General features: G+C 49.1%; 14 protein-coding genes. 9 read left to right on the top strand and 5 right to left on the bottom strand.

Translation table 11 applies throughout. From position 1 onward, the window contains the following. Positions 1–77: 77 nt before the first annotated feature. On the top strand, positions 78–734 hold the full coding sequence (can, locus tag I4W93_RS00995; RefSeq protein WP_205310294.1) for a carbonate dehydratase: 657 nt from the start codon (positions 78–80) through the stop codon (positions 732–734). Here can and I4W93_RS00990 read toward each other — a convergent pair whose 3' ends face one another. Next, on the bottom strand, positions 735–1,274 hold the full coding sequence (locus I4W93_RS00990; protein WP_205310295.1) for a hypothetical protein: 540 nt from the start codon (positions 1,272–1,274) through the stop codon (positions 735–737). A 66-nt stretch (positions 1,275–1,340) separates the two neighbouring features. Then, positions 1,341–2,174 (bottom strand): formyltetrahydrofolate deformylase, encoded by an 834-nt coding sequence (purU, locus tag I4W93_RS00985; RefSeq protein WP_205310296.1) that lies wholly within the window; start codon positions 2,172–2,174, stop codon positions 1,341–1,343. A gap of 155 nt (positions 2,175–2,329) precedes the next feature. Here purU and tsaA point away from each other — a divergent pair, with 155 nt between their 5' ends. The 3 genes from tsaA (at position 2,330) to I4W93_RS00970 (ending at position 5,866) form a co-directional block, all read left to right on the top strand. Next, entirely contained in the window at positions 2,330–3,040 is a 711-nt protein-coding gene (gene tsaA / locus I4W93_RS00980; RefSeq protein ID WP_205310297.1) for a tRNA (N6-threonylcarbamoyladenosine(37)-N6)-methyltransferase TrmO, read from the top strand. Then, complete coding sequence (locus I4W93_RS00975) at positions 3,009–4,076, top strand: Kelch repeat-containing protein (protein WP_205310298.1); 1,068 nt, start codon at positions 3,009–3,011, stop codon at positions 4,074–4,076. Before tsaA ends, I4W93_RS00975 begins: the two co-directional genes overlap by 32 nt. Positions 4,077–4,138: 62 nt before the next feature. Next, on the top strand, positions 4,139–5,866 hold the full coding sequence (locus tag I4W93_RS00970; RefSeq protein WP_205310299.1) for a proline--tRNA ligase: 1,728 nt from the start codon (positions 4,139–4,141) through the stop codon (positions 5,864–5,866). 93 nt (positions 5,867–5,959) lie between these two features. Here the strand turns inward: I4W93_RS00970 and I4W93_RS00965 are convergent, their stop codons facing one another. Next, complete coding sequence (locus I4W93_RS00965; RefSeq protein ID WP_205310300.1) at positions 5,960–6,946, bottom strand: LysR family transcriptional regulator; 987 nt, start codon at positions 6,944–6,946, stop codon at positions 5,960–5,962. Positions 6,947–7,104: 158 nt separating this feature from the next. On the opposite strand from I4W93_RS00965, the gene I4W93_RS00960 reads away from it, so the two are divergent. The 3 genes from I4W93_RS00960 to I4W93_RS00950 all read left to right on the top strand — a co-directional run bounded on the left by I4W93_RS00960 (position 7,105) and on the right by I4W93_RS00950 (position 9,791). Next, positions 7,105–8,304, top strand: a complete 1,200-nt coding sequence (locus I4W93_RS00960) for an MFS transporter (RefSeq protein ID WP_205310301.1) — start codon at positions 7,105–7,107, stop codon at positions 8,302–8,304. Positions 8,305–8,342: 38 nt separating this feature from the next. Further along, positions 8,343–8,897, top strand: coding sequence for a hypothetical protein (locus I4W93_RS00955; protein ID WP_205310302.1), 555 nt, complete (start codon positions 8,343–8,345; stop codon positions 8,895–8,897). Between the two features lie 282 nt (positions 8,898–9,179). After that, a complete protein-coding gene (locus I4W93_RS00950; RefSeq protein WP_205310303.1) occupies positions 9,180–9,791 on the top strand; it encodes a PEP-CTERM sorting domain-containing protein in 612 nt (203 codons plus the stop codon). 127 nt (positions 9,792–9,918) lie between these two features. Here I4W93_RS00950 and I4W93_RS00945 read toward each other — a convergent pair whose 3' ends face one another. Together I4W93_RS00945 and I4W93_RS00940 are read right to left on the bottom strand one after the other, a co-directional pair. Then, positions 9,919–10,752: a substrate-binding periplasmic protein gene (locus I4W93_RS00945; protein ID WP_205310304.1), complete on the bottom strand. Its 834-nt coding sequence runs from the start codon at positions 10,750–10,752 to the stop codon at positions 9,919–9,921. Between the two features lie 218 nt (positions 10,753–10,970). Then, positions 10,971–11,507: a DUF924 family protein gene (locus I4W93_RS00940; RefSeq protein WP_224673204.1), complete on the bottom strand. Its 537-nt coding sequence runs from the start codon at positions 11,505–11,507 to the stop codon at positions 10,971–10,973. 288 nt (positions 11,508–11,795) lie between these two features. Here I4W93_RS00940 and I4W93_RS00935 point away from each other — a divergent pair, with 288 nt between their 5' ends. After that, positions 11,796–12,323 (top strand): lipocalin family protein, encoded by a 528-nt coding sequence (locus tag I4W93_RS00935; protein WP_205310306.1) that lies wholly within the window; start codon positions 11,796–11,798, stop codon positions 12,321–12,323. 222 nt (positions 12,324–12,545) lie between these two features. Beyond that, positions 12,546–16,349, top strand: coding sequence for a bifunctional proline dehydrogenase/L-glutamate gamma-semialdehyde dehydrogenase PutA (putA, locus tag I4W93_RS00930; protein WP_205310307.1), 3,804 nt, complete (start codon positions 12,546–12,548; stop codon positions 16,347–16,349). Positions 16,350–16,351 lie beyond the last annotated feature (2 nt).

Below are 16,351 nucleotides of genomic sequence, written 5' to 3'. Positions count from 1 at the left end.
GTATATTTAGCTGGTCGGTGCTCTAAAAGTAGTTAAAATCGGCTATCGTGGCGCGATTTTGTATCTAAGGTAAACTTATGCCAGATTTTAAACAGCTATTTCTTAACAATAAAAACTGGGCAGACCGGATTGAAAAAGAACAGCCTGGATTCTTTAAGCAATTGTCAGAGCAACAGGCACCAGAATATTTGTGGATTGGCTGCTCAGACAGCCGTGTGCCAGCGAATGAAATTGTCGGCTTATTACCAGGTGAACTTTTTGTCCACCGTAATGTTGCCAATTTAGTGCTGCATTCTGATATGAACTGCTTATCGGTTTTACAGTATGCTATTGATATTCTAAAGGTTAAGCATATTTTAGTTGTCGGCCATTATGGCTGTGGCGGTGTTAAAGCGGCTATGACTAAGCAGCGCGTGGGCTTTGTTGATAATTGGCTGCGTAACGTTAAAGACGTTTACGCCATGCATCGCCAGGAAGTTGACGACATCGCCGATGACAATGAACGGTTAAACCGCTTGATTGAATTAAACGTAATGGAGCAGGTACGAAACTTGTGCCATACCAGTTTTGTGCAGGAAGCCTGGGAGCGCGGTCAGCCGCTTACTATTCATGGCTGGGTGTATAGTTTACGCAATGGCCGGGTAAAAGACCTGCGCGTCAGTCATTCCTGTGCCGATAAAATTGACGATATCTACACCTTAGATCTGACAGACGCCAGCCTTAGCGAAAAATAACTATTTAAAAATGATCTGCTGCTGCGCCACCGGTTTGTAGGTGGCGCTGTGGCCGTCAACCCAGTTGCCGTTTTGCAGGTAGCTGGACTTTGACTGTAAAGTACCATCGGGCATAATGCGGCTAAAAGATTTCACCTGCGTAATACCATTTTGGTTATTTTCGACATTCTCCAGCGCAACAATTTCGCCCACCCGGACATCAAACTCCATAGTACCGTGGGTATAAAAGCCGGCGGTGGTGAAATAATAATACGCTAAACTCTGTTTACTCTCGTCCCAGAAAATAAACGACTCACCTCCATATTGGCCATCGTTAATAGAGTGTACGGATTTAATCGCCTGGCCATTTAATGCCCGGCTCCACAACGAACGGTCAATTACTTTTTCTGCTTTACCAGGCTGCGTTAAATCGCCCTGCCAATGCTGGTTAAGATAAGGCCGCAGCGGCTCCAGTTTTGGATGCAAACTACCTTGCTCTTCTGCAGCTGAAGCCAACCACGCGCTGCAAAGCAATATCACACTTAGTATTATCCGGCTCATAGGGTTATCCTTGTGTCTTGTTCCGCCAAAGTATCAAAGAAAACCGCCGCAATGTAAAATCACCCATTACAGGATCACGGTTTTATTGCCATGCACAAATACCCTGTCTTCAACCACCAGCTGCAGGGCTTTACTCAGAGCTGACTTTTCAACATCACGGCCGGCGCGGGCCATATCATCAGCACTGAAATTATGATCAACCGACGCCACCATCTGCTGAATAATAGGCCCTTCGTCCAAATCATCATTTACAAAGTGCGCCGTTGCACCAATAATCTTTACCCCACGCTCAAACGCTTGCTGGTATGGGTTAGCACCGATAAACGCCGGCAAAAAACTATGATGAATATTAATAATCTTCTCTGGAAACTGCGCTACAAACGCCGGCGTTAAAATACGCATAAATTTAGCCAGTACCAGATACTCCGGCTGATAAGGCTTAATCACCTCCAGCAGCGCTGCTTCGTGTTCTGTGCGACTTAAGCCCTGATGGCTGACATAGTGATAGGGTAAATCAAAGCGAGCAGCCAGTTGCTCCAGTTGCGGATAGTTGCCCACTACAGCAGCAATATCCAGGGCCAGCGAGCCATCAAACACTTTCATTAAAATATCACCCAAACAATGCGCTTCTTTGGTAACCAACACGACTACCCGCTTCGCGCGCTGGCTAACTAAACTGCGCTCTGAGCCTGTCGGCAAAGCGCGGTCTAAATCAAATAGCAAGGTTGCATCGTTAAATACGCCTTCAAGCTCAGTGCGCATATAAAACCGCCCGCTTACCGGGTCTACATATTCGGTATTACGGATAATATTCAGCTGGTGTTTGTAGCAAATATTAGTAATTTGCGCGATAAGTCCCTTAGAGTCGGGGCATTCTGTCAGTAATATCTTACGTTCCATAATGTTGTGTATACCTTATTCATACCAGCTTATGTTTTACCGCATCTTAAGCTACAGCGTCAAAGACATTTAGACGTCTTCGACTTAACTTGTTGTTTCGACAAAAAGCCGCATAATACCGCAGATTACCTTTGTTAGTAGCCGCGCAGGAGTTTATGCCGTCGTATCAGTTTAATGTGGTGGGCTATATTCAGTCGCCCTACAAACAAAAATTTGCCATTCCACGCCAACCCGGGCTTATTGCTGAGGCAACCGGTTATCTGGTGCTGGAAGAGGACTACAGCGATGAGGCCATTTTGCGTGGCATCGACAGCTTCAGCCATTTGTGGTTGCTGTTTGTATTCCACGAGACAGCAGATAAAGGCTGGTCACCGATGGTGCGTCCGCCACGCCTGGGTGGTAATGCCCGTAAAGGCGTGTTTGCTACCCGCGCCACTTTCCGGCCGAATCCGGTAGGATTGTCTGTCGTGAAACTGGAGGGTGTTGAGCGCAAAAACGGTAAGTTAATGCTTAAAATCAGTGGTATTGATTTGCTTGATGGCACACCGATAATCGATATTAAGCCTTACCTGCCTTATTCAGATGCCTTACCAAACGCAGCGGGCGGTTTTGCTGATGCTGCACCACAAACCGCGATGACAGTAAGCTTCGCTGAACAAGCCAGTGTGTTTTGCGCACAGCAAAGCCAATATCCTGATTTACAAGTATTTATTGAAAAGGTGTTAAAACAAGATCCGCGGCCGTCGTATAAAAAACAACGCGAAGGTGAACAAAGTTACGGCATGACACTGTATAACTACAATATTAAATGGACCGTAAACGGAGAACATAACCATGTTACTGAAATCCATCAGCTACCTGAGTAGTTTGGCAGCTGCAGCAACTTGTGTTGCCGTATCCGCCACTACACTACCCGACTTACCCGAGCCGGTGAGTAATAACGCCGTTGCGACAACGTCGGTGCGCGGTAAAAGCTATATTGTCAGCTTTATGGGTATGGGGCCGGGTAAACAACACAGCGACGTGCACAATAAAGTCTGGATGCATACCGTGGGTGAATTTAACTGGCAAAGCTTGCCGGCGGTACCCAGCACGCAAAAAGTAAACGGCCGTATTGCTGCCAGTGCAGTAGCACTTAACAATAACTTTTTTATCTTTGGCGGTTTTAGCGTTAATGCAGATGGATCTGAACAAACCGCGGTAGACAGTTACCGTATTGATCCGGTAACCAAACGCTACACCAAACTAAATGATATTCCGGTGCCAGTAGATGATGCTGTCGCGTTAACCTACCAGAACCGGTATATCTATCTTGTCAGCGGCTGGAGCGACCATGGCAATGTTAACTTGGTACAGGTGTTTGACAACTTTACCCAGCGCTGGTCACAAGCTACGCCGTTTCCTGGCAAGCCTGTATTTGGCTTGGCCGGCGCTATGGCAGATAACCAGATGTTGCTCTGTGATGGTGTGGCACTGCAGTATTACGCCGATAAAAAGCGCGAGTATAAAAGTGAACCGGCCTGCTACCTCGGCACAGTAGGCAACAACGCTAACCAAATCGACTGGCGTATCATTCCGCATCCTACCGGCACCGCGCGTTACCGTATGGCCGGCATTAACACTAAAATTGATGGCAAAGATACGCTGGTGTTTATCGGCGGCACCACTAACCCGTATAACTACAATGGTATTGGCTATAACGGCGCACCAGCAGAGCCTGACAGCAAGGTATGGGTATTTTCGTTAGCAGAACAGCGCTGGCTCAAAGCAGCTGATACCACTGCTGTTATGGACTTACGTGGTCTTGTGGACATAGATGGCGACATCTACTCGGTTGGCGGCATGCAAGCCAGCCAACAAGTCACGCCGAAACTGATTAAACACCAGATAAAACTCCAATAGAATTGCCCCTGCCGCCTTGCTAGAATGGCGGCAATTTTTTTAGCACGACATATGAGAATACGATGCGCAGCAGTCAGTACTTACTATCTACCATGAAAGAAACACCGGCCGATGCCGAAGTTATCAGCCACAAACTTATGCTGCGCGCCGGTATGGTGCGTCGTGTTGCCTCAGGCATGTACACTTACCTGCCTACCGGCGTGCGGGTATTGCGCAAAGTAGAGCAAATTGTGCGCGAAGAAATGAATAAAGCCGGCGCCATTGAAGTATTAATGCCGATGGTGCAACCGGCAGAGCTGTGGCAGGAGTCCGGTCGCTGGGACAAAATGGATGCCGAGTTACTGCGCTTTAAAGACCGCCACACACGTGATTTTGTGCTGGGGCCAACGCATGAAGAAGTCATAACCGACTTGGTAAGGCGTGAAATTACCAGTTATAAGCAACTGCCGCTGAACCTGTACCAAATTCAGACCAAGTTCCGTGATGAGCGCCGGCCACGTTTTGGCGTAATGCGCGCGCGCGAATTTTTAATGAAAGACGCTTATTCATTTCATTTAAGCCAGGACAGCCTGCAGCAAACTTATGACGCCATGTATCAGGCGTATTGCAATATTTTTAACCGTTTAGGCCTGGATTTCCGGCCGGTTCTGGCCGACACCGGTGCTATCGGCGGCAGTATGTCGCACGAATTCCATGTACTGGCCGCATCCGGCGAAGATGCCATCGCTTTCTCAGACGAAAGTGATTACGCCGCCAATATTGAAATGGCCGAAGCCTTAGCACCTAAAGGTGAACGCGTCAGCGCAACACAAAATCTTACTGAAGTTGCCACACCCAATGCCAAAACCGTGGCCGATGTAGCAACGCTGCTGCAACAAGATATGACGCTGGTAAGCAAAACACTGATTGTTTATGCCGCCAAAGCCGATGATAAAGCACCGCAAACATTGGTAGCCCTTGTACTGCGTGGCGATCACGAACTGAACGAAATAAAAGCCGAAAAACTGCCGCAGGTACAAAGCCCGTTGGTGTTTGCCAGCGAAGAAGAAATTCGTGCGGCTATCGGCGCAGGCCCGGGTTCACTGGGGCCGGTCGGTATGCCACTGCCGGTAATTGTTGATCGCAGCGCAGCGCATTTAGCCGATTTTATCTGTGGTGCTAACAAAGACGGTTGTCACTTAACCGGCGTTAACTGGGACCGTGATATTAAAGACTACAGCGTTGCCGATTTACGTAACATCGTTGAAGGCGACGCCAGCCCCTGTGGCAACGGCAAACTGGTGATTAAGCGCGGTATAGAAGTTGGCCATATCTTCCAGTTGGGCGACAGGTACTCTCAGGCGTTAAAAGCCGGCGTGCTGAACGAAGAAGGTAAGCACCAGATCATGACCATGGGCTGCTATGGTGTCGGCGTATCACGCATTATTGCCGCCGCTATCGAGCAAAACCATGATGATTACGGCATCATCTGGCCGGATGCTATAGCACCATTTCAAATTGCCTTAATTCCGATGAATATGCATAAATCGGTGCGGATTGAAGACGCTACAGTACGGTTATATAACGAGCTGACTGCCGCCGGTTTCGAGGTAATGTTTGATGATCGTAAAGAGCGTCCGGGCGTAATGTTTGCCGATATGGAGCTGATTGGCATTCCGCACAGTATTGTCGTTGGCGAGCGTAACCTGGATAACCAGCAGGTAGAATATAAAAACCGTCGTACAGGCGAAAAAGAAATGCTGGATATTGCCAGCGTTGTCGCTGCTATGGCGCAAAAGCTAGCAAAGTAACACCCGCTTAAAATACCAAAAGGCAGCGAGTTTGCTGCCTTTTGGTTTTAAATATAGCTCGATTCAACAGCACTCATTGTTAGTTATTTTTCGCTACAAATCAGCTCTGGAACGGCCAGAAATGTTCCCTTGCAGCAACGATGGCCAACTCTCTGCCCAGGTGTGGTTGCTACTTTCCCCCGCAACTTCTAATGCGCTACTTATAAACTCGATAAACACCCTGACTCTGGCCGGTAAATAATCGCGCTTGGCATAGATAGCAAACACGCCATTATCTGGCTGTGGTGGCCGGTAATACGGATACAACGACACCAGGGCGCCGCTTTGCAAGCCTTGCTTGGCCAAAAAATGTGGCAGCTGTGCAAAGCCCAAACCATCGGCACACATTGCGGCCATGGCTTCGCCATCATCGGTAATATGGCTGCGCTGCAACTCAAAGGGCTGATAGCTGCCGTGCTGATCCGGCAGAAACACCGGCTGTAATTGTTGGGTTTGTTTAATGCGAAAGCCAATCCAGCTGTGCTGCAGAAAATCATCAGCACAACGCGGCGTGCCCCTGGCGGCTAAATAGTCCGGCGAGGCACAGGTAAGAAAGTCCATCGGGCTTAAGCGGCGCGCGACTAAACGACTGTCTTTTACCAGCCCGGTGCGCAGGGCAACGTCAATGTCGTTATCAATAATATCGACGTGTAAATCGTTGATCTCAAGTTGCAACTTAATTGCCGGGTAACGCTGACAAAATGCCTGCAACAACGGCTGCACATACAAATGGCCGTAACAGGCGGCCGAGTTAATACGCAGGGTACCGCCTGGTGAATCATTTAAGTGTTTAAGCTCGTGTTCGCACGAGTTTAAGTCCTGCAGCAATTTGCGCACCGTATCGGCATAGCGTCTGCCGGCTGCGGTAATGCTTAACTGCCGTGTAGAGCGCTGAAACAAGATAAAGCCCAGCTCTGCCTCCAGCCGGTTAATCGCTTTACTCACTGTCGAGGGGTCGGTGTTACAGCTTTTTGCCGCTGCCGCAAAGCTGCCGGCATCACAGGTGGCGATAAAAACATCCAGTAAGCGCAGTTTATCCATAACTTGTCTGCTGTACGACGTGTGTTCATGCGCCGAACATAACACAAAAACTCATGAATAGTATTCACGACTGTTTGGCATAACCTGCTATTTTTTTCATCTTTGCTACAGCCTACCATGGCGCCAATCATCAACTAGCGCCACAGGCAAGAGGCATTATGTTACCGCAGTCTGCATTAGCAAAAGTCGCCGTTATTCACCCTGTCAGCTACTTCCTACTGGCCTTTAGCGCCATGGCAGGGCTGGCTTACATTAATTTTTTACCGGGCGTCGTCAATGCTCTGGCCGGCGGTATTGGCTTTAGCGAAGTTGAGGCTGGACAAATCGTGGCACTAAATGGCTATGGCGGCCTGCTGGGTAGTATGGTGGCCATTTTTTTAGTGCGCAAACTTCATTGGCAAAGCGCGATGCTTAGCCTATTGGCGCTGCTGGCGGTAATTGACCTGGCTACGGTTTGGTTTACTCACTTCAGTGCGTTGCTGGCCTGGCGGTTTTTTGCCGGGCTGTGCGGTGGCTTAAGCCTGGGTATCGCCTTTGCGGTACTGGCGCGGCTAAACAATCCCGACCGCGCTTTTGGTGCGCTGCTATTTGTGCAGTTTAGCCTAGGCTCGTTGGTTATTTACCTGCTGCCGGCGCTGGAAAGTCTGCTCGGCGTCTATGCGGTGTTTTATCTGATGGCCGGCATTGCCGTGCTGGCAATGCTGTGTTTGCTATGTCTGCCAACGCTGGCGTTCACGCCAAAGCCTAACCCCCGGGCGCAGGCATCAGCTGACACAGCGCGCGCCGGTTTAGCACAGCACGCCGTCTTATTATTGCTCGCCATTATGTTGTATCAGATTGCCGCCAGCGCAATTTGGGCCTATGCCGGGCTTATTGGCCAGGCTGCCGGCATGGCAACTGCCAGTGCTAATAACGCTATTGCGCTAACCGGTCTGTTGGGCCTGGCCGGTGCCATGCTGCCGGTATTGACCGGCCATCGATTTGGCCGCTTAAACTTGCTGTTGGCGGGTATAATTTTGTCGCTAAGCGCGGCGCTACTGCTAACCGTTGCCGGGCACAACCTGCTTTATATCGGCGCCTTGGCCATGCTGTTTTTTGCCTGGCCGGCGGTGCTAGCCTACCTATTAGCGGTAATAGCAGTAACAGACAGCAGCGGCCGGCTGGCAACGATAGCCGCTGTGGTTTCCTCTGTCGGCATGGCTACAGGCCCACTGCTGGCCTCTGCTTTGCTGGATAACGGTAACTTCTCTGCCTTGCTTTACAGCTGCGCGCTGTTGTTCTTATGTAGCTATGTACTGCTGTTTAAGCCGGTGCAGGCCTTTGAAAAACCGGCTGCGGCTTTAGCTCCCTGCCAATAAGCTGTTTAGCGACCAGGCAACAACCTAAGGTGACTCAGATGCTTCGATATATGTTCAAAAAGATGCTGCTGGCGATGCAACAGCGTTACGCTTACGACGTGCGTTATCAACAGGATATTCTGCACAGCGATTTAACCGCGTTTTTAAAATTCAGCGGCTTTCAGACTATGGCATCACACCGCGGTGATCTGCCCGCCGGGCCACTGTATGCCGCCAGAATACGCGCCATAATTTATGATGATTGTGGCCCCTGCAGCCAGTTAGTAGCGAATATGGCGCTGGAAGCCGGATTGTCACAGGCTTTGGTGCGCGCCATTATTGAGCAAGACTTCGCCGCGCTGCCTGCAGATATTGCCCTGGTAGTGCAGTTTACCGAACGGGTGTTAGCGCACGATCCGCAAGCTGACGCGTTGCGCGATAATATACTGGCGCTGTGGGGTGCTAAAGGGCTTATTACGCTTGGTTTTGCTATCAGCGCTTACCGGGTTTATCCGGCACTGAAGTACAGCCTGGGTTACGGTAAAGCCTGCAGCCGTATACAGCTGAACGACGTATCCGTTGTGCCGCAGCGGTCGCAGAACCCTGCTTCATAAGCTTACAATACTTAATGTTGTCACTCTGGCTGTAGTAATATTGGCTGTTAGTTTAAATAACGTTTGAAGTTATCGTTAAGAAACTTCATTAATAAAATTACGGCGCGACTAAAAAGTAGTATGCCAGCCGTTACCTCTGTCAAATTACTTTACAAAACACAACGGAAACCAACGTAAGTAATTGTTATTCACTAACTTTATTAACGGCATGTTTATTGCTTAAATAAAAGTAGTATTTAATAAATAATAATACCGAGTAAGTTTCGGTTAAAAGGAAATTGAATGAAAAGTAAAATATTTAAAGGGATTGTTGCTGCTTTTGGGTTTTCTTTAATTAGCTTTGCACACGCAGCGCCAATTATCGGTGAGCAATTTAATATTGGTTTAAACACTGGCTATGCAGTCGGCGATGCCAACTCTGCGCCAGATGAAGCTGTTGACTGGTTTATTTTTGATTCAAATGGCGTTGACGCAATATCATTTTATTTTAACCGAACAATTGCAAACCCAGATTTAATTGCAGGCCTGTATTCTGGCGATACATATGGTTTCGATTATGTAGCGGCGGGTGTCTCTTCGGCTAACTGGTCATACGCTTCAGCAGGCGATTACAATCCTAGTCTCACATTTATTGAATTTTTTGATGATACCCACAATGATAATTTTGGTGGTCCTTTTGGCGATCCGGATTTTAATCGGGTGCTTGCGGCCGGCAGATACTCTTTAGCATTATCGTCACTAAGTCAAGGGGGCACTTACGAGTTTATAACAAATGTGCAAAGTGCCTCCTTTGACGTTCCAGCACCATCTACTTTAGCTGTATTCGCCTTGGGCTTGTTGGGCTTAGCCCGTCGCAATGGCAAAAGGCAGCTGAAGAACGTCGCTGTTGCCTGATAAAACTCGACAAGGTTAACCTCAGCACACTACACACTCTACACAGCCAGCAGATCAGTCTAAAACCTGATTTGCTGGTGATATCAAAAGTCGCCTTTGAATTTTTGTCTGCATATAGCAACCCCGATCACCCCGGGCACGGCATCTGTTGCTGTGAATTTGCAGCTCTGATTTCTATTTTTTCAATCATGGTACGGGGATATTCATCCTGATACAGCTGGCGAAACCGGCCTTGCAGTACCAGTTTATTTAATGCGCACTGCCACTTAAGTATTACTGCACCATCCGTCTGCTTTGAAAAGGCGATGTACATCTCAATGTTTTGCAGCGGGTAAACCGGCTGTAAATCCAATCCTGTGTCTAAAAGTTCGGCCTGTCGTTTAGGTGTAACATCGCCATGCATGGCAATTAAATCGGCGCGGCCAAGTTTTAACATCTTGTAACAATCACCGGATTGGCGGCTTAAGATCAGGTTTTTATCTATTTCAAAGCCCAGTGACAATAGCTCGTTGACGATACTGGTATTGCGCGTTTCACAGGCAATATGCTGCTGCAGTAAATCGGCCAGGCTTGCATTGGCTGCCACTACGCCGCGTTGGGCATAGAGGTTTACTGAGTAAAGCTTAATCGGCCCCACCCACTTAAACTTATCTTCTCTGTCAGCCGTTCTGATGGTGTCATACATCGCTATATTGTCACTACTTACCGCAATGGCATAAGCGCGGGCCCAAGGTAAAATCTCAATTGTGCTGCTATCGCCAACCTGCAGCTGTATCGCTTTGACAATTTGCGTCGACATACCATACACATTGCCACGCCTGTCTGTTAGCAAGCCACGGCCAGCAGGTTCGGTGATAATGCGCAGCGGCGCTGTCGCCCCTGCTGCGGTACCAGGCAGACCAATCAACAGCAGCAGTGCCAATAGCAATAGCGGTGAAAAAGTGGCAGACAAGGTATGCAAACAAGGCTCCGAGGATAACGCTGCAATAATTACCAGACTGAACACTATTGTAGAAGATAATCGTGTTGCTGCTGGCCAAAACTGCTGTATTTTAGCCCGTTTATTTTTTACACATTATTTCTATCATTTTCTTGTCGGTTAATCGATTTATAAAAGGTCGCACTAACAAAACCCGTTTGCAGGCTAGATTACTCAGTGCTGTTAGTACCGGCCGTTTACTAGAAACCTGAGCCTGGCTGGCGTAAAAATGCTGCTTCCTCTGTGGTTGAAGTGCGAGCCAGAATACTGTTGCGATGTGGATAACGACCAAAGCGGTCAATAATCACTTTGTGTTTTAATTCAAACTCGTAGTTTGCCGCTGGAGCGAATTGCTTAAAAAGCACCTCAGCTTGTTTATGGATAACCGCCGATTCACTGTGCATATAGGGCATCAGCAAAAAATTTCTTTCATCTGCATTCAGCTCCAGCATCGCCCTGACACGAACCGCCTCCTGTGCCAGCACTAGTGCTATTGCATCCTGAGCAAAAGCCGTGGGTTTATCGCGGTAGATATTGCGCGAAAACTGATCCAACACAATAATCTCAGCCAACCGACCGTGAGCACTGCTGCGCCAACCGAATAACTCTCCCGCAGCCGCTTGTTGCAGCAGTGCAGAGAAGCGCTGGCTGATCAGCAGATCAAAAGCGTCGTCCTTCGCCCACCACTGTTTGGGGCTAATTTCTTTAAACCAAAAATCAAGCACAGTTTCAACCATAGTCATACCTGGCATAAGCCGCTTGAATGCGTTATTCCTTAGTCATAGCATTGTTATAACCTAGCTAGCCGCAAATTTTAATGTTTATCTGCCCTCTTTAATGCAACTTACACAACTTTCAGTGCTTGCTTACATCATCAGCCACCCTAACTAAGGCTTTTATCCGCGACACCCAACCGGCAAGCTTGCAACTTTTGCAATTTAGCGCCATAACACCGGCTAAGTTTTGATACAAACCTGGTTTAGCGGCGTAATATCAGCTGTCTATAACAAAGTTAGAAGGTTGCGATGAAAACTCTGCTACGTTTTGCCCTGCTGCTTGGTAGCAGCCTTATACTGCAAAGCTGCACCGGCACGCCAGCGGGCGTTACGCCGGTAACACCGTTTGAACTTAATCGCTACCTTGGGGAGTGGCATGAAATTGCCAGGCTGGACCACCGCTTTGAACGTGGCTTAACCGAAGTAACTGCTAACTACGCCATGCGCGACGACGGTGGTGTACAGGTGATTAACCGTGGCTTTAATGCCGAAGAAAGCGATTGGCAACAAGCTGAGGGTAAAGCGTATTTTGTTGGCGACAGTAACACCGGCGCCCTTAAAGTGTCGTTTTTTGGTCCGTTTTACGGCGGTTACAATATTGCAAGATTAAGCGACGATTACAGTGTGGCGTTGGTGGTGGGCCCGTCAATAGATTATGCCTGGCTGCTGGCACGCAGTAAAACTCCGGCAAAAGCGCTGTGTGATGAGTATATGGCGTTTGCCAACAGCATTGGGATTAGCGCTCAGCAGTGGATTTGGCTGCAACAGTGTCAATGACAATACGGCACAAAGCAAATAACCCAGCAATTAGGCGGGGCCTAACAGAAAATAGGCAGCATTTTATGCTGTAAAAATACATTAATGCCATTTTAAATATGGCCTTAATGGCAAAATAAACCAGCCAATATTGTGACTTTTTCTTTAGTATGCCAAGGGTAATTAATGCTAACCCGGCGTTGCAGCGTTTTACTTTGCAATGCTCATGCTAAAGGCTGATTTATGCTATTTGATGCTGATTTAACCACCCAATGCCCGCTTAGACAAAAGATCCGTAACTACTACCGTATCGACGAAAACACAGCGATTGATTATTTACTGCCACTGGCAGAGGTGGGCGTTAAAGCGCGCAGCCGCGCCTGGGAGCGGGCAAGGCAAATTGTGCATACCATTCGTAAAGATCAGGATGGCCAGGGTGGTATTGATGCACTGTTAAACGAGTTTTCGTTATCCAGCGAAGAAGGCGTGGTGCTAATGTGTCTGGCCGAAGCGTTGCTTCGCGTGCCGGATAAAAGTACCCAGGAAGCACTTATCCGCGACAAACTGGCCAAAGGCGACTGGAGCTCGCATTTGGGCAGCAGCGACTCGCTGTTTGTTAATGCCTCGTCCTGGGGCTTATTAGTTACCGGTAAAATGGTGAACTACAACGATAAAACCAAGGCGCAGCAATTTGGTGTGCTGAAAAAAACTCTGGGCCGCTTAGGCGAGCCGGTGATCCGTAAGTCAGTTAACTTTGCCATGAAAATTATGGGCAAACAGTTTGTTATGGGCACCAACATTGACGATGCCATAGAGCGCGCTTTTGACACCGAGAAAAAAGGCTATGTCTATTCCTACGATATGCTGGGCGAAGGTGCACGCACCATGGCCGACGCCGAGCGCTACTACCAAAGCTACTTAACCGCTATCCATGCTATTGGTAAAGCTGCTAACGGCAAGGGGCCGATAAAAAGCCCCGGCATTTCAGTTAAATTATCGGCGATTCATCCGCGCTACGAATTTAGTCACCGCGAGCGGGTGATGAGCGAGCTGCTGCCCAAGCTAAAAGCACTGGTGCTGGTGGCCAAAAGCTATGATATCGGCTTTACCGTGGATGCCGAAGAAGCCGACCGCTTAGATATTTCGCTGGATATTATCGAAGCAATATTATCTGACGACGAGCTGGGTGATTGGGCCGGCTTTGGCCTGGCAGTGCAGGCGTATCAAAAGCGCGCCATCTTTGTTATAGAGTGGCTGGCCGACTTAGCCCGCAAGGTAAACCGCAAACTAATGGTACGGCTGGTTAAAGGTGCCTATTGGGACACCGAGATTAAAACTACCCAGCAAAAAGGCCTGGATCACTTTCCAGTGTTTACCCGTAAAGCCTCGACTGACGTATCGTATAAAGCCTGCGCTATTAAACTGTTAGAAGCACGTGATGTACTATACCCGCAGTTTGCCACCCACAACGCCTATACTGCCGCCACCATTTTAGAGGTGGCCAAAGGCAATAACAGCGGCTTTGAATTTCAGCGCTTACACGGCATGGGCGAGTCGTTATTTGACCAGATTGTCAGCAGTGAAAAAATTCAGTGCCGCGTCTATGCCCCGGTGGGCGAGCATGAAAACCTGCTGGCATATTTAGTACGCCGCTTGCTGGAAAACGGCGCTAACTCCTCTTTTGTTAATGCTATCGTCGACACCAGCCAGCCGGTAGAAGCCTTGCTGCCGGACCCGGTTGAAACCCTGCAAAGCCTGCGCAATAAATACAACACGCAAATAAAGCTACCGCTGGATTTATACGGCAAGGAACGGGCAAACTCCAAAGGCTTGGATTTAACCGACGTCGACAGCCTGACTGCGTTTAAAGCTAACCTGGATAACTGGTTTAGCACACATTTGCTGACCGCTGACCAAGTGCCGGATGGCGCCATTGCGGTTAAAAACCCGGCTAATCATACCGAGATCATCGGCCATGTGCGCCTCCACAGCACTGAGCAGATGCAGCAATTGCTGGAAAATGCCGACACCGCCTTCGCCAGTTGGTCACAAATACCGGTAACCGAGCGTGCTAATTTACTGCGCCGCATTGCCGATATTATTGAGCGCCACCACGATGAGTTAGTGGCTATTTGTATTAAAGAAGCCGGCAAGGTAGCGCAAGACGGTATCGATGAAGTGCGCGAAGCAGTCGATTTTTGCCGTTACTATGCCGCAAGAGCAGAAGAGCTGGCTAAAGATGAGCGCTTTGAGCCGCGCGGCGTTATTTTGTGTATCAGCCCGTGGAATTTCCCGCTGGCGATATTTTTAGGCCAGGTAGCGGCGGCCATTGTTACCGGTAATAGCGTTATTGCCAAACCGGCCGAGCAAACCAGCCTGATTGCGCTGCGCGCCATTGAACTGATGCATGCAGTCGGCTTACCCGAGCATGTGGTGCAGGCCGTCATTGCCCGCGGTAGCGACGTGGGTAAAACCATAGTGCCGGACAGCCGTATTCAGGCAGTGATGTTTACCGGCTCAACCGAAACAGGCAGCCTGATATCTCGTACCTTAGCGCAGCGTAATGATTTACAGGTACCGCTGATTGCTGAAACCGGCGGCCAAAACTGCATGATAGTCGACTCCACCGCCCTGCCAGAGCAAGTGGTCGACGATGTGATAAGCTCGGGCTTTCAAAGTGCCGGCCAGCGCTGCTCGGCGCTTAGGGTATTGTTTATTCAGCAGGATGTCGCAGACGGCATTATCGACATGCTAAAGGGCGCACTTGAGCAGCTGCATGTGGGCGACCCGGCCTGGCTTAGCACGGACATTGGCCCGGTAATAGACGAAAAAGCACTGAAAAACCTGCAACAGCACGTTGAATATTTAAAAGATAAAGCCACCTTGCACTACCAGTGCGATATTCCGGATAACGCTGAAAACGGCGCCTATTTCTTTGCGCCACGCTTGTACGAAATCAGTGATTTATCGCTGCTGAAACGTGAAGTATTTGGCCCCTGCGTACATGTGATCCGCTTTAAAGCCAGTGAGCTGGATCAGGTTATCGACCAGATCAATGCCACCGGCTACGGCCTGACTATGGGCATTCATTCGCGCATTGAAGACCGCTGCAATTACCTGGCAAAAATGTCGCGCGCCGGTAATGTGTATATAAACCGTAATATGATTGGTGCCATTGTCGGTGCCCAACCGTTTGGCGGCCGCGGTTTGTCCGGTACCGGACCTAAAGCCGGCGGGCCGAATTACTTACTGCGCCTGGTAAAAGAGAAAGCCTCGCCGGACAATGTGCAAATGACTAACTTAAGCCCGGACGAGCTGAGCCTGCACCATAACCCCGATGCTGATGCCAAAGTGCAACAGCTGATGGCTAACTCACTGCGGGATGAAAAAATATGGCGCGCTACGCCACTGAATGACCGCGTATCGGCCGTGCGGCAATTGCTGGCAAAAATTGCCACGGTAGATATTATCGATGAGCTGGCCGACGATTTAGCCCTAACCCTGGCCGATGCCCGCACCCAGCTAAACCAGCTGGAAAAACATATGCGCAAGTGTACCACCCTGCCAGGCCCTACTGGCGAGTCGAATACGCTGCATATTGAGCCGCGCGGTTGTGTAGTGTGTTACGCCGATAAAAGCACCTCGTTTAACTTCTGGGCTATATCCATTATTACTGCACTGGCAGCCGGTAATACCGTAATTACCGTCGCTTCTGAGTTATTCTATGAAGAAGCCATGGCGTTTAAAGACAAGTTTATCGCTACCGGCGTGGCTGCCGGGGTATTTCAGGTAGCCAAACCGGATCAGCTGCAAGCCATTTTGGCGCACCCGCATTTAGCCGGTGCGGTAGTAGCGGCGCGCTCATCCCGCTTAGGCTACTTCAGCCAGCAATTGGCGCAGCGTGATGGTGCTATCTTGCCGGTGATCAGCGCCGAGTACTACGACACGCTGATCAAACGCCTGGTAACTGAAAAAACTATCAGTATCGATACCACGGCATCAGGCGGAAATACCTCATTGATGACCATGGTGGAAGACGATGAGTAACA

The sequence above is a fragment of the Rheinheimera maricola genome (assembly GCF_016918075.2).
Classification (GTDB): Bacteria; Pseudomonadota; Gammaproteobacteria; order Enterobacterales; family Alteromonadaceae; genus Alishewanella; species Alishewanella maricola_A.
Note: the sequence above shows the minus strand (reverse complement) of the source record. Positions and strands in the feature narration are given on the sequence as shown.